The organism is Streptomyces virginiae, from assembly GCF_041432505.1.
In the GTDB taxonomy this organism is placed as follows: Bacteria; Actinomycetota; Actinomycetes; order Streptomycetales; family Streptomycetaceae; genus Streptomyces; species Streptomyces virginiae_A.
The window spans coordinates 1,047,985-1,068,071 of record NZ_CP107871.1; the positions used below are offsets into that span (position 1 = coordinate 1,047,985).

A 20,087-nucleotide genomic window follows, 5' to 3' on the forward strand; every position below is an offset into this window, starting at 1 on the left:
TCGGGGCACATCGGGTGAGCACTGCAGGTGCAGTGATTCGCACACGGTAGCGGACGTGCCCGGTCCGGGCCCTCCCCAGCGCCCCCTCACCCGTGTCAGGCTGCCCGTCATGGAGCGGATCATCGAGGAGATACGCGAGGACCTGTCCCGCCGGATCGCCGTCGCGGCGGACCGGCTCGCCGATCGGACGCTGGCCGAGGACCCCGCCTACGCCGCCCTGCTGGGCCGGGCCGAGCTGCGCGAGCGGATCCACGACACCCTCCGTCAGGCCGTCGAGGGGTTGCTCCGCAGTTGCCGGGGGCTGCCGGTGGAGCTCGCCGACGCCCGGGCCGTCGGCGCGCTGCGGGCCGAGCAGGGCCTGCCGCTCGCCTCCCTGCTGCGCACCCACCGCCGCGGCGGCCGGCTGCTCTGGCAGAGCCTCACCGAGGCCGTGACCGCGCACGACCGGGCGGCGCTGCCCCGGCTGCTACCGGCCGCGTCCGTGCTGTGGGACGTGGTGGACCGGACGGCGGACGCCATGACCGAGTCGTACCGCCGGGCGGAGGCCGCGCACGGCGACCGGGACCGGGAGCGCCGGGCGGCTCTGCTGGACGTGCTGCTCGACGGCGCGGACGGACCGTCGGCGGCGGCCGAGGCGGCCGCCGCGCAACTCGGGCTGCCGGAGCGGGGCCGCTTCACGGTGGTCGTGCTGGCCGCCGAGGTGTCCGCCGGCCCGTCACGGACCCCGTCCGGCGACCCGTCACGGACCCCGCCCGGCATCCCGTCCGCGGCGCCGACCGCGGCCGTCCCGCCCGCCCCGGCAGGGGGGTCCGGGGCCGCCTCCGCCCCGCGGGTGCTGTGGCGCTTCCGTGCCGACGGGGAGGTCGGCCTGGTGGAGCTGGGCCACCATCCGCTGGAGTCCGTACGGGACCTGCTCGCGCCGCTCGGGGTGCGCGCCGGGGTCGGCCCGGTCGTCGGGGCGCCGGCCGAACTGGCTCGCGCGCACCGGCTGGCGGCCTTGGCGCTGCGCACCGCCCCCGAGTCGGAGGGCCCGCGTATCGCGCTGCTGGACGAACGGCTGCCGGCGGCACTGGTCGCGGCCGAGGCCGAGCTCGCCGGCCGGCTGCGTCAGGTGGTGCTGGGTCCGGTGCTCGCGCTGCCCGTGGAGGACCGGCGGACGCTGCTGACCACCCTGGGCACCTGGCTGGCCTGTCAGGGCTCGACCACGGACGCCGCGCAGCGGCTGTACTGCCACCGCAACACGGTCTCCAACCGGCTGCGGCGCGTGGAGCAGCTCACCGGCCGCTCCCTGTCCGACCCCCGGCACGTGGTGGAGCTGGCGCTGGCGCACTCGGCGGTGCTGCAGCGCGTCGAGGCGGAACCGGTCACCCGTCCCGCCGCGCCGGGTCCGCGGACCGCGCGGTCCTCGCGGACTCCAGGAGGTACGGCACGTCGATCACCGCGACGCCCGGCGTGAAGAGGAGCCGCGCCTTCAGCCGCAGGGCGTTCTGGTTGTGCAGGGGCTGCTCCCACCAGTGGCCGACCACGTATTCCGGGATCACCACCGACAGCATGTCCGTCCCGGGCGCGGCGGCCAGTTCCTCGACGTGGGCCAGGATCGGGCCCACCACCTCCCGGTACGGCGAGTGCAGGATCCTCAGCGGCAGGCCGGTGTCGTGCCCGTCCCAGACCTCGCGCAGACGGGTCGCCTCCTGCTCGTCGGCGGCGACGGTGACCGCGGTCAGGGTGTCGGGGCGCAGCCCCTGCGCGTAGCCGATGGCCTTGAGCGTCGGGGCCTGCACGGCGGCGACCAGGACCAGGACGTGGTGGCGGGCGGGCTTGCGCGGGGTGGCGTCGGGGGCGACGGCGACCTGCCGGGCGACCTGGTCGTAGTGGCGGCGGACGCTCTTCATGCCGAGGAAGAGCAGGGGCATGGCGATGACGACCAGCCAGGCTCCGTGGGTGAACTTGGTGAGCAGGACGATGACCAGGACCAGAGCGGTCAGAGCGGCGCCGACCGCGTTGATGGCGCGCCTGCGGTGGATGTGGATCCGCTCCTCGCGCGGGGTGGCGGGCGAGGCGAGCACCTTCCTCCAGTGCCGGACCATGCCCGACTGGGAGAGGGTGAAGGAGACGAAGACGCCGATGATGTACAGCTGGATGAGGCGGGTCAGTTCGGCGTCGAAGGCCACGATGAGGGCGATGGCGGCGAGCGCGAGCAGGACGACGCCGTTGGAGTAGACGAGCCGGTCGCCGCGGTTGAAGAGCTGGCGGGGCGCGTACCGGTCCTTGGCCAGGATCGAGGCGAGCATCGGGAAGCCGTTGAAGGCGGTGTTGGCGGCGAGGATCAGGACGCCCGCGGTGACGGCCTGGAGCAGGTAGAAGAGGAAGTGCCAGCTGCCGAAGGTGGCGCGACCGATCTGGGCGAGGGCGGTGGACATCGGGGTGCCCGGGGGCAGGCCCAGTTCGGTGGGGTCGGCCGCGACGTGCACCTGGTAGGACATGGCCAGGGCGGTGATGCCGACGAACATCGTCACGGAGAGCACGCCCATCGCGGCGAGCGTGGTCGCGGCGTTCTTCGCCTTGGGCTTGCGGAAGGCGGGTACGCCGTTGCTGATGGCCTCGACGCCCGTGAGGGCGGTGCACCCGGAGGCGAAGGCGCGCATGGTGAGGAACACCAGGGCGAGTCCGGTGTAGGTGTCGACCGGGGTGATCGGGAGGGCGGCGGACTCGGCGCGGATGGTGTCGCCGGTCCCGAGCCGCACGGCGGCGACGGCGAACATGAGGTAGATGACGAGGACGAAGCCGTAGGTGGGGATGGCGAAGACCCGGCCCGACTCCCGCACACCGCGCAGGTTCATGAGGGTCAGCAGCACCACGAAGGCGACGGACAGGACCACTTCGTGGTCGCTGAGCGCGGGGACGGCCGAGGTGATGGCGGAGACGCCGGAGACGACGGAGACGGCGACGGTCATCACGTAGTCGACGAGCAGGGCACTGGCGGCGGTGAGCGCGGCGGTCTGCCCGAGGTTCTCCGAGCTGACGACGTAGGCACCGCCTCCGCCCGGGTAGGCGTGGCAGGTCTGCCGGTACGAGGCGACGACCACGATGAGCAGGAAGACGATGGCGGCGGCCGCGTACCAGGTGAGGTGCAGCAGTGCGACGCCGCCGAGGGCGAGGATCAGCAGGATCTCCTCGGTGGCGTAGGCCACGGAGGAGAGCGGGTCACTGCAGAAGATCGGGAGGGCGAGTCTTTTGGGCAGCAGGGTCTCGCCCAGGCGGGCGGTGTCGAGGGGTTCGCCGACCAGCATGCGTTTCGCATTGATACGCCTCATTCGGGCATGATCGTCGATTCTTTTCGCCGATCACCCCTTTTGCGGCTTGTGTCACCCTGCGAGCTCCTCCGCCCGGTGAGCCAGCCACAGGTCGTGCCGGGCGCTCGGGGACTGAAGCAGGGAGCGCTCCAGCAGCACCTCGATACGGCTCAGCCGCTTGCGGGCGCCCGGGACGGAGACGCCCAGCGCCGCGGCCGCCGGCGCGAGTTGGGCATCGTGCGCCAGCCAGGCGCGGACCGTGGCCCGGGCGCCCGACGGGGCGTCCGGGCCGCTCAGCGCGCTCAGCCGGGCGCGGGCCCAGGCGGTCACGCACGGATCGCGCAGCACCGCGTCGAGACCGGGGGCGGCCGCCGCGGCCACCCCCGCACCCCGCGCCGTCCCCGGGGTCAGTCGCAGCGCCAGCGAGAGCGCCGCCTGGTCCCCCAGGCGCGCGAGGTCCAGCCCGAGCAGCCCCTCGACCAGCCGGAGCCTGGCGGCGAGGGTGTTGCGGTGGATCCTCAGCAGCCGTGTGGCGTGCGAGGCGAAGTTCAGCCAGGCGTGGGCGGTGGCGCGCAGTTCCTGTCCCCCGGGGTCCTGGGGACGCCGGGGCTCGTACGCGTGCAGGGGCGCGAGCAGGGTCTCGGCCCAGCCGGCCCCCGCCTCCTGCGCGGCGAGCACCAGCTCGGGGCCGGGCCCGAACCGGGCGTGCCGCTCATCCCGCTCCCGGGCGACCGCCAGGGCGTGGAAGGCCTGGGTATAGGCGGCCGGGGCCTCGCGCAGGCGCAGCTCCCCGCTGGCCCCGACCGTGCAGTCCGGGGCGACCGCGACCAGCGCGTCCGCGAGCGAGTCGGGGCCGGCGGACGCCGCCGGGCCGGCCGGAACGAGCACGATGAGGTGGCGTACGTAGACCGGGCAGCGCACGATCCAGGCCCGACCGTGCGTCAGCTCCGCGCACAGCCGGGCCACTTCGGAGAGCCGGCCGGTGCGGCATTCGACGACGTACAGCCGCATCGGCTCGGGCAGCGAGGGCCCCAGCGCCTCCGCGATCTGGTGGGCGCTGGAGAGCCGGCCGTCCATCAGCAGGCGGAGCACCGCCTCGCGGGCCCGCGATTCGGCGAGCGCGGCCCGCTCCTCCCGCCGGGCGGCCTCCTCGGCGCGCAGGACGAGGGCCAGCGGTGCGGCGGCGTCCGCGAGCAGGACGGCGGCGTCGGGGTGGTGCGGCTGTTCCAGTACGGCGGCCAGTACGCGCCCGCCGTCCAGCGCGAACAGCAGAGTGGCGGAGCCGGGGGCGTGCAGCACGGCCGACCGTACGCCGCGGGCGGCCAGTTCGGCGGCGCCCCGCACGGCGGTCTCCGGGCCCCGGCCGTGTTCGGCGTCCACCACCCCGGCCCATCCGCCGAGGCGGGCGGAGAGCCAGTCCAGGAGGGCGGCCGACCCGCCGGAATGGGCGAGCCGGTGCAGCTTGAGGACGTCGTCGGACCGGGACACCGGTGCATTCAACCATCCGACGCTCACTGTGCGCCGTGATACCCCTCCGGGCCGGTCACTGTGCACGGCGAACCCTGCCGACAGCCCCCGGGCCGCATAGGTTTGACCACGAGCGGCCGGATCCCGGCATCCACGGGGGAACACCGGGGTCCGCCGCCGCTCACATCTTGCGCGCCGCGCTGCGGATGGCCTCGCGGATGCGGAAGTAGGTGCCGCAACGGCAGATGTTGGCGATGGCGTCGATGTCCTCGTCCGTGGGGTCGCCGGTGCGCTTCAGCAGGGCGACGGCGGCCATGATCTGACCGGGCTGGCAGAAACCGCACTGGGATACGTCCTGTTCGAGCCAGGCCTCCTGCACGGGGTGCAGGTCCTCCCCGTCCGCCAGGCCCTCGATGGTGGTCACCGTTCTACCGGCGCACGCGGAGACGGGCACCACGCAGGGGCGGATGTCGGCGCCGTCCAGGTGGCTGGTGCAGGCCTTGCAGACGTCCACCCCGCAGCCGTACTTGGGGCCGTGGATCCCCAGCATGTCGCGGAGCACCCACAGCAGGGGCAGGTCGTCGGGCGCGTCCACGGTGACGCTCCGCCCGTTGACGGTGAAGGTGTGCGAGGGCACTGCGTACTCCTGGATCCGGGGCTATCGGGGGTAGGGGGTGAAGTCGACGTCGAAGTCGAGGGGGAAGCGGCGCGGCTTGGAACCGGTGGCCCTGGCCCAGGCGTTGGCGATCGCGCCGACGGCGGCGGGCACGCCGAGCTCGCCCGCCCCACCCGGCTCCTCCCCGGTGGCCGGCAGCACGAAGACCCGTACGTCCCGCGGGGTGTCGCGCTGCCGGGCCCAGTGGAACTGGCTGTAACTGCCCTCCAGCGGGAGCCCCTTGTCGAGGTGCAGGCCGGCACGCAGGGTGGTGGAGATCGCGTCGGTGAGGCCGCCGATCATCTGCGCCTCCAGCCCGCGCGGGTTGACCGGCAGGCCCACGTCCACGGCGATGACGGCCTTGGTGACGCGGACGTGGTCGGGGTCACGGGTGTCGATCTCGACGAGGCACGCGGTGCGGGACTTGTACTCCTCGTGGAAGGCGATGCCCTGCGCGCACCCGGCCTCCATCGGCCGTCCCCAGTTCCCTTCCTTCGCGACCTTGTCGAGTACGGCGCGCTGGGCGTCGGTCTTCAGGAAGGTGCGCCGGAAGGCGTACGGGTCCCGGCCCGTCCGGGCGGCGAGTTCGTCGACCACGATCTCCTCGGCTCCGCGGGTGTTGGCGGAGTAGACCGAGCGCCAGGAGGCGGTGGGGATGCCGGTGGGCACCTCGGTGAGGGCCTGGGTGGTGAGTCCGAAGTGGTACGGGGACTTCACCGTGGTCAGGAAGAGGGTCTGGGCGAGGGTGGCGTTGCCGATGCCGAGCGGCAGACTGGCCGCCGTGGCGGTGATGATCTCGCCGAGGCCGTGCCGGAAGTCGGTCTCGGCGGCGGCCACGCGGTGTTCGAAGCTGAGGACCTCGCCCAGCAGGTGGGTGGCACGGATCTTGTGATGGGTCGCGGGGCGCATCCGGCCGTGCCGGGTGTCGTCCACGCGCGTCCACATGAGCCGGACCGGGCGGCGACAGGCCTTGGAGATACGGGCGGCCTCCAGGGCCGCGTCGAAGAAGAGCCGCCGGCCGAAGGATCCGCCGGCCTGGACCACGTGCACCGTGACCTTGGACAGCGGTAGACCCAGTTCGGCCGCGATGGTCTCGCGGGCCACGATCGGGGACTTGAGACCGGACCAGATCTCGGCCCGGTCGTCGCGCACGTCGGCGACGGCGGAGTTGGTCTCCATCGGAGCGTGGCTGACGAAGGCGAAGTCGAACTCGGCGTCGACGTACGGGGTCAGCAGGGGCGGGACGAGCAACGGCGGGGTGGCGGCGCGCAGCTTGGCGCGGATCCCGTCGTCGGACAGCTGGTCGGCGGGGCCGGGACCCCAGGTGACCTGGAGGGCGGACTTGGCGTCGATGGCCTGGCCGAAGGTCTCGGCGACGACGGCGACCCCGGTCGGGACGGTCACCACGTGCAGGACACCGGGCATGGCCCGGACGGCGGCGAGGTTGGTGACGCCGCGGACCGTGCCGCCGAGGGTGGGCGGGCGGCGCACGACGCAGGGCTTGGCACCGGGCACGTCGAGGTCGAGGGTGTACCGCAGGGCGCCGGTGACCATGGCGCGGGCGTCGACGCGGCCGGTCGGCCGGCCCACGAGGGTGTGCCCGGCCCGCTTCTTGGGGGTGGCGCCGAGGACGATCAGGCCGGGGTCGGCGGCGGCCGCGGCGAGGTCGCCGTAGTCGGCGCTGCGGCCGTCGGGGGCGCGGACGGTGCCACCGGACGTGGTCAGCGAGGCCGGGGCCAGGCTCCAGCGGCGGGCCGCGGCCGCCACGAGGCGGGCCCGGGCGGTGGCGGCGCACTGACGGACGGGCCCGTAGAGGGAACGGACGGAGTTGGAGGATCCGGTGAGCTGGTTGAAGAGCAGTTCGGGTCGGGCGTCGTCCAGCTCCACGCGGACGTCGGCCAACGGGGCGTCGAGCTCCTCGGCCACCAGCATGGCCACGGCGGTGGTGAGGCCTTGGCCGACCTCTTCGCGCGGCAGCCGGAAGCGGATGGTGCCGTCCGCCTCCACGGCGAGCGCCAGCAGGGCGGAGGTGGGGGCGCCGGCCAGGATGAACAGGTCGCCGAGGTCGATCACGTCGGCGATGGCCGGCAGGGAGGGCACCACGGCGTGAGCGGGCTGCGGGGCGAGCGCGTCGGCTCCGGCCCGGGTGACCAGGGCCAGGGTGGGCGCGGCCACGAGGTGGGTGAGGAAGGAACGGCGGCTCGGCCCCGTGGTGTGGTTCGGCCCGGTCATGTCGTTGTGTGTCCCCACGCTGCGCGGGTCCGCCCGCGCAGACCTCCCCCGGCTCATTACCGGCACGTAGGGTAGCGACCCGGCAGGGCGTTGGGAAGCCCTGATCACGCCGCGTCACCTACGCCGACATCACTCTTTCGGGGGTATCCCGAGGGCCCGCCTTGATCCGTTCCTTACGCGATTCCGGTGGCGGGCAGGGCTCGTACAGCTCGGCCGTACGATCGAGCGGTGGCCACCGGATGGCCTGATTCCGGCCGCTGTTCCCAGGGCGGATCCACCCGGACCGGCCGATGCCCGGGCGTCGCCCGGGAGTTCACCTGACCGGATTCGTTCGCACGCTCCGAGCGGGCCCGAAGGCCTACGGCATATACCAGAAGCAAGAACGTAGCGGATGTTGCCAAACGCCTTACACACCGTCGCGCCCTGTGCAACAGTCGTTACCGGTCCTTCCTTCAGACTTGGCCGTGCCGCGCCTGTATCGGAGTTCTCATGCCGTCCCACCTGTTCGCGGACCGTCCCGCGCAGCCGCCCGAGCCCGGGTCGGTGGACGCGCTGATCTCGCAGACCCGGCGGCTGCGGGGGGAAGTGGACGCGGTCCGCCGCGACACCGTCGTCGACGACGACGACGCCCAGGGCCGCTGGCAGCGCGCGCTGTGCGATCTCGCCGTCCACCACCTCGACGACCTCCGCGAGCACCTCGGTCAGCTCAAGGAGGGCCTGCCGCCGGCGCCCGAGATCGTCGAACAGCCGCAGGTGGCGCCCGAGGCCGTGCCCGAGGCCCAGACCCGCGTCGGCAGCGCCGAGTGGAACCTGCTGACCGACGAGGTCAGTTGGTCCGACGAGCTGTTCCAGATCTTCGGCCGCTCGCCCGAGTCCGGCGCGCTCCCCCTCGACGAACTGGGCTCGACCCTCTTCTCCGAGGACCAGCCGCTGCTCACCGCCTGGGTCACCGCCTGCCTGGTGGACGGCAAGCCGATCGACGGCGAGTTCCGCATCGTCCGGGCCGACGGCCGGGTCCGGACCTTGCACATGAGGGGCGAGCCGGTACTCGATTCCGACGGCTGTACGGCCTCGATGTGGGCCGTCCTGCGGGACGTGAGTGAACTGCGCCGGAGCCAGCGCGCGGTGCGCGAGTCGCGTGACTCGCTGCAGCGCCAGCGGGAGATCGCGCAGACCGAGCGCCGGCTGGCGGTCGAGCTGCAGGAAGCCGTGCTCCCCCCGTGGCGCGGCTCCCTGCGGTTCCCGTACGGCAGCGCGGGCACGCTGGACGTGGCCGCGCACTACCTGCCCTCCGCGACCAGCGCGCTGATCGGCGGCGACTGGTACGACGCTCTCGAACTCCCCGACGGCAGCTCGATGTTGACGGTCGGTGACCTGACCGGGCACGGGGTGACCGCCACCTCCGGGATGGCGATGATGCTGGGTGCCCTGCGCGGCATGGCCATGGCGGGCATCGAGCCCGGCCCCCTGATGGGGTGGCTCAACCAGCTCCTGGAGACCTCCGTACAGCCCGCGCTCGGCTCGGCCGTGTGCTGCCGCTACGATCCCGCGCGCCAAGTCCTGTCCTGGGCGCAGGCCGGCCACCCGGCGCCCCTGCTCTTCCGTCGCGGGTCGGGCCGTTCCCTGCTGCCGCCGGAGGGCGTCCTGCTGGGCGCGACCTCGGGAGCCTCGTACGGGCAGGTGGAGGAACACCTGGAGGTCGGCGACCTGTTGGTCCTGCACACGGACGGACTGACGCCGCGCAGCATCGAGTTCAGCCGGGCGGACGGCACCGAGCGGCTGCTGGCGCTGGCGCCGCGGTTCTCGGCGGCGCGGTCGGCGCAGGAATGCGTACGGATCGTGATCGAGGAGTTCGGTGAGAGCGAGCGCGAGGACGACGCCTGCATGCTCGTCGCCCGGGTCGGCGGGTAACCAGCCCCGCACGGTCCCACGGAGGGACCACGGAGGAGCTTCAGGGCCGCGCCGTCAGGCGCGGCCTTTCTCGTCTCCGTACAAAAGCCTCGCGCAAGGACCTGACCGCCCTACGCCCCCGTGGTGCGCGGCGCCGGGGTGTCCGGGAGGGCCAGCTTGATCTCCTGACGCAGGTCCTCGATGCGCGCGTATCCGGAGTACTGGGCGGTGAGCCGGTACATCTCGCGCAGCCGGTCCCAGGTCCGGTGCGAGGAGGTCTCGTTCATCGAGACCAGGGCGAGGCGCGCGTACCGGTCCGCCTGCTCCGGCTCGTCGGCGATGAAGCAGGCCGAGGCCATGGAGATGTAGTCGAAGATCTGCGAGCGCTGGTAGCCCTCGCCGCGCAGCCGCAGGGCCTCCTTGGCATGGCGGGCGGCGATCGGCGCCGCGGCGGCGTCATGGTCCGCGAGGGTCCGGTAGGCGAGAGCCTGCATGCCGTGCAGGTCGGCCTCGTCGAAGTGCTGCATCCAACTCGGCGGGGGCACATCGCCCTTGTCGGAGACGAACAGCTCCTCCGCCTCGCCGAGGGTGCGGCGCATGGCCTGGCCCTTGCCCATGGCGGCCTGCGCCCAGGCCTCGATGGTGTGCAGCATGGCGCGCGTGCGCGGGAGGGTCTGCTCGCCCGAGCCGGACTGGGCGAGCTTCATCAGGTCCAGGGCCTCGTTCGGCTTGCCCAGGTGGACCATCTGGCGGGCGGCGCGGGACAGCGCCTCGCCCGCGCGCGGCCGGTCGCCACCCTCGCGGGCCGCGTGCGCGGCGATGACGAAGTACTTCTGCGCGGTGGGTTCGAGGCCCACGTCGTGGGACATCCAGCCGGCGAGGACCGCCAGGTTGGCCGCCACCCCCCACAGGCGCCGCTGCAGGTGGTCGGGGTGGTGGTAGGCGAGCATGCCACCCACCTCGTTGAGCTGGCCGACGACGGCCTTGCGCTGCAGTCCGCCACCCCTGGAGGCGTCCCAGGCACGGAACACATCCACGGAGCGCTCCAGCGCCTCGATCTCCTGGGAGCCGATGGGCGCTGCCTCGTAGCGGTCGTAGCCCGCTGGGTCGGCCTGGAAGGAATCCCCGAAGTTCCGGGCCTCCTTGGCCAGGGCGGGGTCGGTGTGCAGCCAGTCGTACATGGCGTTGCTGAGGGCGGAGCCGGCGGTGAGCACCGCTCCCGCGCCCATCAGACCGCGACGGTTGAGCATGAGGTCCATTCCCGTGAATTCGGTGAGGACCGCGGCTGTGCGTTCGGGCGCCCATGGCATCCCGTCGGGGTTCTCACGAGCCCCGTCCGGCTGCCGTCTGGAGGTGCGCCGCTGCCGTACGAACCCGAGGTCCTCGATGGTCACGACACGACCGAGCCGCTCGGTGAACAGTGCTGCCAGTACCGTGGGCACCGGTTCGCGGGGGGCCTCCCCCATGTCGATCCAGCGCCGCACCCGCGAGGTGTCGGTGGCCAGCTGGGGGTGGCCCATGGCCGCCGCCTGCCTGTTCACCATCCTCGCCAGTTCGCCCTTCGACCAGCCGGCCAGGCCGAACAGGTCGTTCAAGCGGGTGTTTGGACCTTTGCTCACGTCAAGCCCCCAGGTTCTCGGCTGAGTTGACAGTAGCCCGCCGTCAGATGCCCAGCGACTATTCGCCAGGCTTCGCCAGGGCACGCCCGATGGTTCGCCACCTTGCGCCGGGTGTCAGGTAGGAATGCGCCTCCCCGACCCGGTTCACCGGCGGAACTCCCCAGGGTGAAGTACGGGATCCGGCGGGGCGGCGTACGCAACTCGTCGGCGCACGAAGGGATCCGTATCACCATGTACGCAGCAACGTCCTCCGTGTCCGCACCGGTCCGGTCGCACCGCACGCTCCCGGCGGGCGGCGGCGGCCCCTACCTCGAACCCGGCCGTCCGTCGGCTCCGGCACAGGGCGCCGTCCGGGCGCGGCGGATGCCCGGTACCGGATCCCTGCCCGTCAGCGGAAGAATCGACCTCTCGGGCCCGCAGGGGGCGCAGCTGCGCACCGCGCTCGCCTCGGTGCAGCGGATCTGTCCGGAGTTCGCCCCGGTGCAGGTGCTACGGCGCAGCGGCCGCTCGGTCCTCCTGGTGGGCACCACCGGACGGATGACCGCCGTGGCGAAGGTTTTACTGGATCACTCGCCCGAGTGGCGTGAGCGCTACCGGCACGAAATAGCGGCATACCGGGCCTTCGTCCGGCACCGCCCGCCGGTCCGGGTGCCGCGGCTGATCGCCGCCGACCCCGAGAACTGCACGCTGGTGGTGGAGCGGATGGCGGGCCGGGTCGCGGCACTGCAGCGGCACCCGGTGGAGCCGCCGCCGCGGGTGGACCTCCGGGCGGCCCTGGGCGCGGTGTGCCGGGTCAACCAGTGGCGGCCGCCGGCGGAGTTGTTCGGCACTCCGATGAACTACGCGCGGCGGATCGCCCGCGACTACGAGTTGGGCCTGCTGACCGACCGGGACCTCGGTGACCTGCAGAAGCTGCTGCACGGCGTGAAGCTGTCGGGTACGGCGCTGCAGTTCAACCACGGTGACGCCCTGCTGTCGAACCTGCTGCTGTCGCCGGCAGGGCCGGTCCTGCTCGACTGGGAGCACGCGGGCTGGTACCTGCCGGGCTACGACCTGGCGACGCTGTGGACGGTACTGGGCGACGCCCCGGCCGCCCGCGCCCAGATCAGCCGGCTCGCCCAGTCGGCCGGTCCGGCCGCGCGGGACGCCTTCCTGGTGAATCTGATGCTGGTCCTGACCCGGGAGATCCGGATGTCCGAGACGGCGGTGCAGCGCTCGATGCTGGCGACCGCCCCGACCCAGCCGTTGCCGGTGGGCGCCCTGTCCTCCGGCGAGGAACAGCGGCTGCTGCTGCGCCGCCTGCACGACGATGCGGGCATGGCGCGCCGAGCGGTCCGCGCGGCGGTCGGCACGCGCTGACCGTCCCCCGATACGCGAAGCCCCGTGGCCCCCACCGCCACGGGGCTTCGCCGGTTCACGGGTGCGGACCCAGGGGTGCGGCCCCTCATCCGAGAGGCGGACCGGGCTCCCCCACACGGTGGAGGCGGATCCGTCCGGCGGGCGATCCGCGTACGCCGGCGCGGCTGCGATCTTCGAGAGGGAGCGGGCAAGGGCTGCCCGCGGCTCCGGAGGAGACCATGTCCGTACCCGTCGACGACCGCCCGTCGGGCGGTCGCGTCCGCGCCGCCTGGAAGGCCGCGCACACCCCGGTGGCGGGGGTTCCGCGGTGGGCTCGGATCTGCGCGTTCGCCATCCCGTTCACCGTCCTGCCGTCCGGCCTGTGGCGGCTGGGCCTGCTCTTCGTCGACCATTCCTCGGCGGACAGCGGGCAGCTGCCGCACTGGCTGCCGCTGGAGGTGTACGTCGTCATCCTCTCGGTGGTCTCCGAGCTGCTGGCCTTCACCGCGGTCGGGCTGGTGGCCGCGTGGGGCGAGGTGCTCCCCCGCTGGATCCCGGTTCTGGGTGGTCGGCGGATCCCGGTGGCGGCCGCCGTCGTCCCGGCCGCGCTCGGTGCCGTCGCGCTGACCGGACTCTGGACCGTTCTCGCACTGGTGACCCAGGTGGCCGGGACCACCCTCCAGGGCGATCCGGTGCCCACCGACTTCCCCAGCGAGGTGGGCGGCTGGAGCGCCCTGTGGTTCTACGTCTGCTACGCCCCGCTGGTCCTGTGGGGCCCACTGCTGGGTGTGGTGACCGTGGCGTACTGGAGGCGGCGGCGCCGGATGCCGTGACATCACCCCTGGTCCACCGACGGATACTTCCCGGATGGATGGATCAAGGAATTCTTGGGTCAACACCACGCACGACTGGGCCGGCACGGTGGACGAGGACCATCTCGACGGGATCCGCCGCAGATCCGCGGAGTTCGCGCCGGGCGGGCCGGAACACCTCGTTCTCGAGGTCGTCGCCTACGCCGCCGACGAGGCCGCGGGCCGGGGCCGCGGACGGTGCGTGGTGACGCTGCACGCCGACGGCTCGGTGTCGGTGAAGGACGACGGGCGGGGCACCGACACGCGGGTGGACGAGCACGGCCTGGCGGTGAAGAAGCCGGTCATGGCCACGAAGGACCTCCGGTTCTTCGACTTCCCGGAGGCGGAGCGGCTTCCGGACGGGCATCCGCGTCGTGGCATGTCCGTGGTCGCGGCGCTCAGCGAGTGGCTGATCCACACCAATCGCCGCGTCAACGGGTCCTGGAGCCGGCGCTACGAGCGCGGCGTGCCGGTGACCGATCTGCTGCCCGTCGAGGCCGACGGCACCACCGGGACCTGTGTCCGCTTCCTGCCGGACGAAGCCCTGCGTGCGCGGTGGTCCTTGACCGCGGATGATCTGGCGCTGTGGTCCGCGCACTGGCCCGGCCTGACCGCCCGCCTCGACGACCGGCGCCTCGGCGAGGGCCGGCCGGGTTCGTGACCACGGGGCGGCGCGACCGGAGTGGCGTGCGCGGCGTGGGCGCCCTCCCCCGTGCGCACGCGCCCGGCGCCGGATGTCTTGACATCACATGATCCCCCGAACACCTTTTCTGACTCAGCATCAGAAATGCTGGAGGCACTTCCCCTCCTCCCCACACCGCTGGAGCCTGCCCATGTCCGCAAGCGCTTCACGCACCACCGCCCCCGCCACCCTCCCGTCCAGACGTACGGTCCTCGCCGGTACGGGGGCCGGGGTGCTCGCCGCCACCGTGCTGCCGTCCGCCACCGCCCGGGCCGCCGGCGCCCAGGACGGGCCGCCGCTCGGCGAGTACGACGTCGTCGTGGTCGGCTCCGGGGCGGCCGGGATGACCGCCGCGCTCACCGCCGCCAAGCGGGGGCTGAGCGTCCTGGTGGTCGAGAAGGCCCCGACATTCGGCGGATCGGCCGCCCGGTCGGGCGCCGGTATCTGGCTGCCCAACAACTCGGTGATCCTGGGCGCGGGGGTACCGGACACTCCGCAGAAGGCGGCGACGTACCTGGCCGCGGTCGTCGGGCCCGAGGTGCCGGCAGACCGGCAGGCCGCGTTCCTCACCAACGGGCCGCGGATGCTGGACTTCGTGATGGCCAACAGCCCGCTGAAATTCCGCTTCATGGAGGGCTACAGCGACTACTACCCGAATCTGCCGGGGGGTCTGCCGAACGGTCGCTCCATCGAACCGGACCAGATCGACGGGAACATCCTGGGCGCCGAACTGGCGCACCTGAACCCGGCGTACATGCCGGTCCCGGCCGGGATGGTGGTCTTCAGCCAGGACTACAAGTGGCTGAACCTGGCGGCGGTGAGCGCCAAGGGTCTCGCCGTGTCCACCGAGTGCCTGGCGCGCGGCACGAAGGCCGCGCTGCGCGGCGAGAAGCCGCTGACGATGGGGCAGGCCCTGGCGGCCGGGCTGCGCGCCGGGCTCCAGCGGGCCGGAGTTCCGGTGTGGTTGAACAGCCCGCTGGTGGACCTGGTCCAGGAGGGCGGTGCGGTCACCGGCGTGGTGGTGGAGCAGGGGGGCGTGCGGGGAACCGTACGGGCCCGGCGCGGGGTGGTCATCGGCTCGGGCGGGTTCGAGCACAACGCGGCGATGCGGGCGCAGTACCAGCAGCAACCGATCGGCACCCAGTGGTCGGTGGGGGCGAAGGAGAACACCGGCGACGGGATCCGCGCGGGTCAGCGCGCCGGCGCCTCGCTGGCGCTGATGGAGGACGCGTGGTGGGGGCCGTCGATCCCGCTGCCCGGAGAGCCGTACTTCTGCCTCGCCGAACGGACCCTGCCGGGTGGGCTGATCGTGAACGCGAACGGTGCGCGGTTCGTCAACGAGGCGGCGCCGTACAGCGATGTGGTGCACGTGATGTACGAGAAGGACCGGGGCGCGGTCGGCTCGCACATTCCGGCGTGGCTGATCGTGGATCAGCACTACCGCAACAAGTACCTGTTCAAGGACATCCTGCCGACGCTGCCCTTCCCGGACGCGTGGTACCAGGCGGGTGCCGCGAAGAAGGCGTGGACCTGGGACGCGCTGGCCGGCCAGATCGGGGTCCCGGCGGGTGCGCTGCGGGCGACGCTGGGCCGGTTCAACGCGCAGGCGTGGAGCGGCGACGACGCCGACTTCCACCGGGGCGACACGGCGTACGACCACTACTACACGGACCCGAACGTGCACCCGAACTCGTGCCTGGCACCCGTCTGGGTCCCGCCGTTCTACGCGTTCAAGATCGTGCCGGGGGATCTCGGTACGAAGGGCGGCATCGTCACGGACGCCCGGGCCCGGGCGCTGCGCCCGGACGGTTCGGTGATCCCGGGCCTGTACGCGGCCGGCAACGCGAGCGCGGCGGTGATGGGCCACAGCTACGCGGGCGCCGGGTCGACGATCGGCCCCGCGATGACGTTCGGCTACGTGGCGGCGAACGCCATCGCGGACGCGTGATGCCCGCGCCCCGGGCTACGGAGGACGGTCAGCCCTGCTGGAAGAGCTCGGCGGGGAGCGGCTTCAGGAGGGCGTAGAGGTCATCGGTGATCGGGCGGTCCCAGCTGGCGATGGTGACCAGCACGTTGTCGCTGCGGTCGAACTGGACGCAGGAGATGCGGGACTCCGACAGCTTGACCTTGCGGACGATGAGGAGGTTGTCGCCCTGCATGACGGGGCAGTCCTCGACGCCGGTGACCTCGACGTCCTCGTCGTTCTCCAGTGCGTCGAGGAGCTGGGCCACCTCGAAGGGGATCTGGCCGTCGGTGAGGTCCCGGGCCGGAGAGCCCTCCGGGAGGTTCCCGATGATCATCGCGGGGCCGCGTCCGCCGAACAGGTCGTAGCGGAGGAAGACACCCTGGCAGCTGCCGTCGGGCGCGGGCAGCAGCCCGGCCCCGAGATTGCCCGGCCAGTCCCCCGGGTCCATGGCCAGGACATCGAAGTCCGGGCCGGCGGGTGTGGCGGCGCGGTGGCGGCGGAGGAAGGACATGCCGCCATGGTACGTGGCCGCGCGAGTTTTCCGGTCCGGGGGCCCGCATCCGGGGACCTGCCCGGGTCGGGCCCGCCGGCCCGGCCGGTCGGACCGGTGGGACGAGCGTGAACCGGTGCGGGAGCAGGGCGGCGTCGCCCTCGGCGCGCAGGGCGGTGGGCGGGAGGCGGGAGGCGGCGGAACAGGGCGAGGTCGCAGGCGCTCCCCGCGGCCTCGACGTCCGCCGGGGCGGTGGAGCCGGTCTCCAGCAGGATCTGGTCACCCGAGAAGCGGACCGTCCAGGATTCCGGTCCGCCGGTACGCCGGAAGCGGTACCTCTCCCCCGCCCCCGGCGGTGCCTGCGGCCGGCCGGCTCCCGGGCGCCCTGTACGAACCGGTCGGTCAGCGGGTCCGGGCCGCCCGGGGGCTCGGGGGGGTGAGGCCGGCGGGGTCGGGCGGGACCGTGAGCCGCTCGCGCAGGACGTGCGCGAGGTAGCGGTGCACCCCACCCAGGTGTCGCACGAGGTCGGTGACCGACCAGCCCGGGCAGGAGGGCACCGCGGGCACCGGCTCGCCGAGGTCGAAGGCCCGGCGCACCGCCTTCTCGAACGCCGCCGTCTCGGTCCGGAGGACGACGAGTCTCTCGACGTGATCCATACGGTCGGCCCTGCCCGGCGGGGGCTGGATCCGATCACGTCGAGCTACGGGCGAACGCCTCCAGTGCCTCCCTGAGACCGGGCCGGTCGGTGCCCAGCTTGCGGCACGCCGCCGACAGTGCCCAGTCCGGCGAGGGCAGCACCACCGTCTCCGGCACGGGCTCCTTCTCGGCGCGCACCGCGAGGTCGGCCGCCTGCCGCTCCTCCTCCGTGAGCCCGTCCTCCCAGGCCAGCCCGCACGGCAGGGTGCCGCCCAGTCCCAGCAGGGTGTGGGTGGTCTCCGCGGCGAGCCCGTCCGCGCCGCATTCCCGCGCCGTCACCACGGCCTGCATCAGCAGGTCCGCGTCCCGCAGCTCGGTGCCGAGCGCGGCCAGGGCACAGGCCAGTTCGTAGCCCGCCGGTGACGCCGAGAGCAGGGTGACCGCCTCCTGGAGCAGCCCGGCCCGGTCCTCGGGGGCGGCGACCTGGGCCGCCACCCGCAGGGCCTGGCCGATGCCCGAGGCCGCGCCGAAGGCGCGGGCCCGGCGAAGGGCGTCGTCGGCCAGGGCGCGGGCCCGCGGCGGATCGTCCGCGGCCACCGCCCGGGCCAGGTGCAGCTGCCAGGGACACCAGGTCGGATTCTGGATGCCGCGCGGTGTCAACCGCCGGTCGACCGACTCCAGTTCGATGATCGCGGCCTGCGTCTCGCCCCGGGACAGGAGCAGTTCGGCGTACACGGTCTGGGAGTCGGGGAAGACGACGGCTGCCGGGAAGGGGCTGCCGTACTCGTGCTCCTGGGCCAGCTCCCAGGCCTCCTCGGGCCGGCCGCGCGCGAGCAGGGTGGTGAGGAGGATGGCTATGGCGTACCAGTGCACGGGGGTACGCCGGCCCACCCGTTCGGCGAGCCGCAGCCCGGCCCGGGCCAGTTCCTCGGCCTCCACGAGCCGCCCGCGCCGGTAGCGGACGTAGGCCCGCAGGCTGTAGGCGAAGGAGAGGTGCGCGCCGCGCCAGCCGTGCCGCTCGAACTCGGCGGTGCCCGCCTCGAACAGCTCCTCGGCCCGTCCGGGCCGGTCGGCGTACATGTGGACCATGGCGGCCAGCACCGGTACCTCGAAGCCGCGGTCCTCGTAGGCCCAGCTGAAGGGCCGCTCCAGCACCCGTCCGGCGTGGTGCAGCACCACGTCGACCGGCTCGCCCCGCAGGCAGGCGTCCCAGGCGCGCAGCCCGATGATGTACCGCTCGGTGAGGTCGCGGCCGGTGAGCCGGTCGGCGAGGCGGGCGAGCCGCCGGGAGCGGGCCGGGGAGTCGGTCTCGGCGGCGTTGAAGGCGTCCCACATGAACTGCTCGGACTGCAGGCGCAGCCGGGCGCGTACGTCCTGGGTGTAGGGGATCTCCCGCGCGAGCGATTCCGAGGCCTCGGCGAGGCGGTCGCTGTGGGCGAGGACCTGGGCGAGCCGGATGACGATGCCCTGGCGCAGGGTGGGGTCGTCGGAGGGCTCGGCGAGGGCGGCCCGCAGGTGGTTGACGGTGTTGGCGGGCTCGGTGAGCAGGGAGGCGCAGCCCAGTTCGTAGAGGACGGCGGCGCGTTCGTCGAAATCGGGGGGTTCGAGCAGGGCGCGGGCGAGCTGGCGGCGGGCGGCCTCGGGGGCGCCGGCCCGGAGGTTCTCGCCGGCGGCCTCGCGCAGGGTGCGGACCACCCAGGGGTCGTTCTCGGGGTGGGTCTCCAGGAGGTGGCGGGCGGCCGCGGAGGAGCCGAGTCCGGCGTCGACGACGGCTGCCGCGGCCTTGCCGTGCAGGGCGACGCGGAGCGCGTCGGGGATGGCGCGGTAGATGGCGGTGGCGATCAGCGGGTGGACGAACTCCAGCCCGGCGTCGGGTTCCTCGGCGGTGGCCGCCGAGAGGATGCGGGAATCGCGCAGCCGCCTGGTGGCGTCGACGGCCTCCTCGGCGCCGAGGGCGGCGACCCGGGCGGCGAGGTCCTGTGGGATGGCGGTGCCGAGGACGGCGCAGGCCCAGGCGAAGCGGACGGTGGAGGGGCCGAGGCGTTCCAGGCGGGCGACGAGGCCGCTGCCGCGCTGGGCGGCGGCGAGGTCGCGCAGTTGCGGGGCGTTCGCCTCGACGGGGGTCAGGCCCTTGCCGCGGACCTTGGCGGTGAGTTCGACGGCCTCGAAGGGGTTGCCGGTGGTGACGGCCCACGCCTCCTGGCAGAAGGCGTCGTCGGCGTGGGCGCCGACGGCCTCGCGGACCAGGGTGGCGACGGCGGCGGGGGTGAGCGGGGCCAGGGGCAGCGGGCGCTGTCCCGCCCGGCCGGGCAGCGTACGGAAGGCGTCGGCGTGCTCGGGCAGTTCGTCGGGGCGGTAGGCGACGACGAGGAGCAGCGGGAGGTGTTCGGCGCGCGGCGCGAAGGCGGCGAGCCAGCCGAGGGACTCGGGGTCGGCCCAGTGGGCGTCGTCGAGGACGAGGGCGACGGGGGCGCGCTTGACGACGAGGTGGGTGAGGACCCAGTCGAGTCCGTCGCGCAGGCCCTGGGGGTCGGGCGGGGCGCCCTGTTCGGGGGCGCAGAGTCCGAGGGCCGGGCCGACGATGGAGTACCAGCCCCCGAGGGCGGCGCGCAGTTCCTGCTCGGAGGTGCCGGCGAGCTGGGGCTGGATGAGCTGGCGGGCGACGTGGAAGGGCTGGCTCTGCTCCTGCTCACCGCCGCGGGCGGCGAGGACGGTGCAGTTGCGGACGTGGGCGCGACGGCGTAGTTCGGCGAGCAGGGTGGTCTTGCCGAGGCCGGCGGGGCCGGAGAAGGCGAGCAGCGCGCCACCCGCGTCCGGCCCGGGACCGGTGAGTTGGTCCAGGGCTTCGTCGACGATCGCGAGTTCGGCATCGCGTTCGACCATGGTGCGCCGTGTGCGGGTCCGGCGGTCCGTCATGGCTGGTACCCCCCAGGCCTGTTCGGGGGTTCAGCGTACGCCCGGCGCACA

General features: G+C 73.5%; 14 protein-coding genes. 6 read left to right on the top strand and 8 right to left on the bottom strand.

Features of this window, described 5'->3' with window-relative positions; translation table 11 throughout:
- Nucleotides 1-109: 109 nt before the first annotated feature.
- Nucleotides 110-1,456: a helix-turn-helix domain-containing protein gene (locus tag OG624_RS05065; protein WP_371587256.1), complete on the top strand. Its 1,347-nt coding sequence runs from the start codon at nucleotides 110-112 to the stop codon at nucleotides 1,454-1,456.
- Here the strand turns inward: OG624_RS05065 and OG624_RS05070 are convergent.
- From OG624_RS05070 to OG624_RS05085, 4 genes are all read right to left on the bottom strand, one after another.
- A complete protein-coding gene (locus OG624_RS05070) occupies nucleotides 1,365-3,314 on the bottom strand; it encodes an APC family permease (protein WP_033213902.1) in 1,950 nt (649 codons plus the stop codon). The two genes, OG624_RS05065 and OG624_RS05070, sit on opposite strands and share 92 nt — an antisense overlap.
- Before the next feature lie 51 nt (nucleotides 3,315-3,365).
- On the bottom strand, nucleotides 3,366-4,781 hold the full coding sequence (locus tag OG624_RS05075; protein WP_371639139.1) for a PucR family transcriptional regulator: 1,416 nt from the start codon (nucleotides 4,779-4,781) through the stop codon (nucleotides 3,366-3,368).
- Nucleotides 4,782-4,941: 160 nt separating this feature from the next.
- Nucleotides 4,942-5,397: a (2Fe-2S)-binding protein gene (locus tag OG624_RS05080; RefSeq protein WP_161290228.1), complete on the bottom strand. Its 456-nt coding sequence runs from the start codon at nucleotides 5,395-5,397 to the stop codon at nucleotides 4,942-4,944.
- Nucleotides 5,398-5,418: 21 nt separating this feature from the next.
- Nucleotides 5,419-7,647, bottom strand: coding sequence for a xanthine dehydrogenase family protein molybdopterin-binding subunit (locus OG624_RS05085; protein WP_352164427.1), 2,229 nt, complete (start codon nucleotides 7,645-7,647; stop codon nucleotides 5,419-5,421).
- Between the two features lie 489 nt (nucleotides 7,648-8,136).
- On the opposite strand from OG624_RS05085, the gene OG624_RS05090 reads away from it, so the two are divergent.
- Nucleotides 8,137-9,558: a PP2C family protein-serine/threonine phosphatase gene (locus OG624_RS05090; protein ID WP_161290224.1), complete on the top strand. Its 1,422-nt coding sequence runs from the start codon at nucleotides 8,137-8,139 to the stop codon at nucleotides 9,556-9,558.
- 110 nt (nucleotides 9,559-9,668) lie between these two features.
- On the opposite strand, the gene OG624_RS05095 is transcribed toward OG624_RS05090, so the two are convergent.
- Entirely contained in the window at nucleotides 9,669-11,156 is a 1,488-nt protein-coding gene (locus OG624_RS05095; RefSeq protein ID WP_033213919.1) for a DNA-binding protein NsdB, read from the bottom strand.
- A gap of 231 nt (nucleotides 11,157-11,387) precedes the next feature.
- Here OG624_RS05095 and OG624_RS05100 point away from each other — a divergent pair, with 231 nt between their 5' ends.
- The 4 genes from OG624_RS05100 (at nucleotide 11,388) to kstD (ending at nucleotide 15,975) form a co-directional block, all read left to right on the top strand.
- Nucleotides 11,388-12,515 carry an aminoglycoside phosphotransferase family protein gene (locus tag OG624_RS05100; RefSeq protein ID WP_033214310.1) on the top strand — a complete coding sequence of 376 codons (1,128 nt, stop codon included), beginning with the start codon at nucleotides 11,388-11,390 and terminating at the stop codon, nucleotides 12,513-12,515.
- 218 nt (nucleotides 12,516-12,733) lie between these two features.
- Nucleotides 12,734-13,327 carry a hypothetical protein gene (locus OG624_RS05105; RefSeq protein ID WP_033213921.1) on the top strand — a complete coding sequence of 198 codons (594 nt, stop codon included), beginning with the start codon at nucleotides 12,734-12,736 and terminating at the stop codon, nucleotides 13,325-13,327.
- Nucleotides 13,328-13,361: 34 nt separating this feature from the next.
- Nucleotides 13,362-14,006: an ATP-binding protein gene (locus tag OG624_RS05110; protein ID WP_371639140.1), complete on the top strand. Its 645-nt coding sequence runs from the start codon at nucleotides 13,362-13,364 to the stop codon at nucleotides 14,004-14,006.
- A 172-nt stretch (nucleotides 14,007-14,178) separates the two neighbouring features.
- Complete coding sequence (gene kstD / locus OG624_RS05115) at nucleotides 14,179-15,975, top strand: 3-oxosteroid 1-dehydrogenase (RefSeq protein ID WP_352164424.1); 1,797 nt, start codon at nucleotides 14,179-14,181, stop codon at nucleotides 15,973-15,975.
- Nucleotides 15,976-16,003: 28 nt separating this feature from the next.
- Here kstD and OG624_RS05120 read toward each other — a convergent pair whose 3' ends face one another.
- From OG624_RS05120 to OG624_RS05130, 3 genes are all read right to left on the bottom strand, one after another.
- Nucleotides 16,004-16,504 (bottom strand): hypothetical protein, encoded by a 501-nt coding sequence (locus OG624_RS05120; RefSeq protein ID WP_033213927.1) that lies wholly within the window; start codon nucleotides 16,502-16,504, stop codon nucleotides 16,004-16,006.
- Nucleotides 16,505-16,885: 381 nt separating this feature from the next.
- Nucleotides 16,886-17,140 (bottom strand): maleylpyruvate isomerase N-terminal domain-containing protein, encoded by a 255-nt coding sequence (locus tag OG624_RS05125; RefSeq protein ID WP_371639141.1) that lies wholly within the window; start codon nucleotides 17,138-17,140, stop codon nucleotides 16,886-16,888.
- Between the two features lie 34 nt (nucleotides 17,141-17,174).
- On the bottom strand, nucleotides 17,175-20,036 hold the full coding sequence (locus OG624_RS05130; RefSeq protein ID WP_371639142.1) for an ATP-binding protein: 2,862 nt from the start codon (nucleotides 20,034-20,036) through the stop codon (nucleotides 17,175-17,177).
- Between the last annotated feature and the right edge of the window lie 51 nt (nucleotides 20,037-20,087).

Coding starts and splice junctions, on each gene's coding strand:
- OG624_RS05120 (WP_033213927.1), bottom strand. CDS start 16,504: ATGTCCTTCCTCCGCCGCCACCGCGCCGCCACACCCGCCGGCCCGGAC.
- OG624_RS05070 (WP_033213902.1), bottom strand. CDS start 3,314: ATGAGGCGTATCAATGCGAAACGCATGCTGGTCGGCGAACCCCTCGAC.
- OG624_RS05100 (WP_033214310.1), top strand. CDS start 11,388: ATGTACGCAGCAACGTCCTCCGTGTCCGCACCGGTCCGGTCGCACCGC.
- OG624_RS05090 (WP_161290224.1), top strand. CDS start 8,137: ATGCCGTCCCACCTGTTCGCGGACCGTCCCGCGCAGCCGCCCGAGCCC.
- OG624_RS05065 (WP_371587256.1), top strand. CDS start 110: ATGGAGCGGATCATCGAGGAGATACGCGAGGACCTGTCCCGCCGGATC.
- OG624_RS05105 (WP_033213921.1), top strand. CDS start 12,734: ATGTCCGTACCCGTCGACGACCGCCCGTCGGGCGGTCGCGTCCGCGCC.
- OG624_RS05085 (WP_352164427.1), bottom strand. CDS start 7,647: ATGACCGGGCCGAACCACACCACGGGGCCGAGCCGCCGTTCCTTCCTC.
- kstD (WP_352164424.1), top strand. CDS start 14,179: ATGTCCGCAAGCGCTTCACGCACCACCGCCCCCGCCACCCTCCCGTCC.
- OG624_RS05125 (WP_371639141.1), bottom strand. CDS start 17,140: ATGGATCACGTCGAGAGACTCGTCGTCCTCCGGACCGAGACGGCGGCG.
- OG624_RS05130 (WP_371639142.1), bottom strand. CDS start 20,036: ATGACGGACCGCCGGACCCGCACACGGCGCACCATGGTCGAACGCGAT.
- OG624_RS05110 (WP_371639140.1), top strand. CDS start 13,362: ATGGATGGATCAAGGAATTCTTGGGTCAACACCACGCACGACTGGGCC.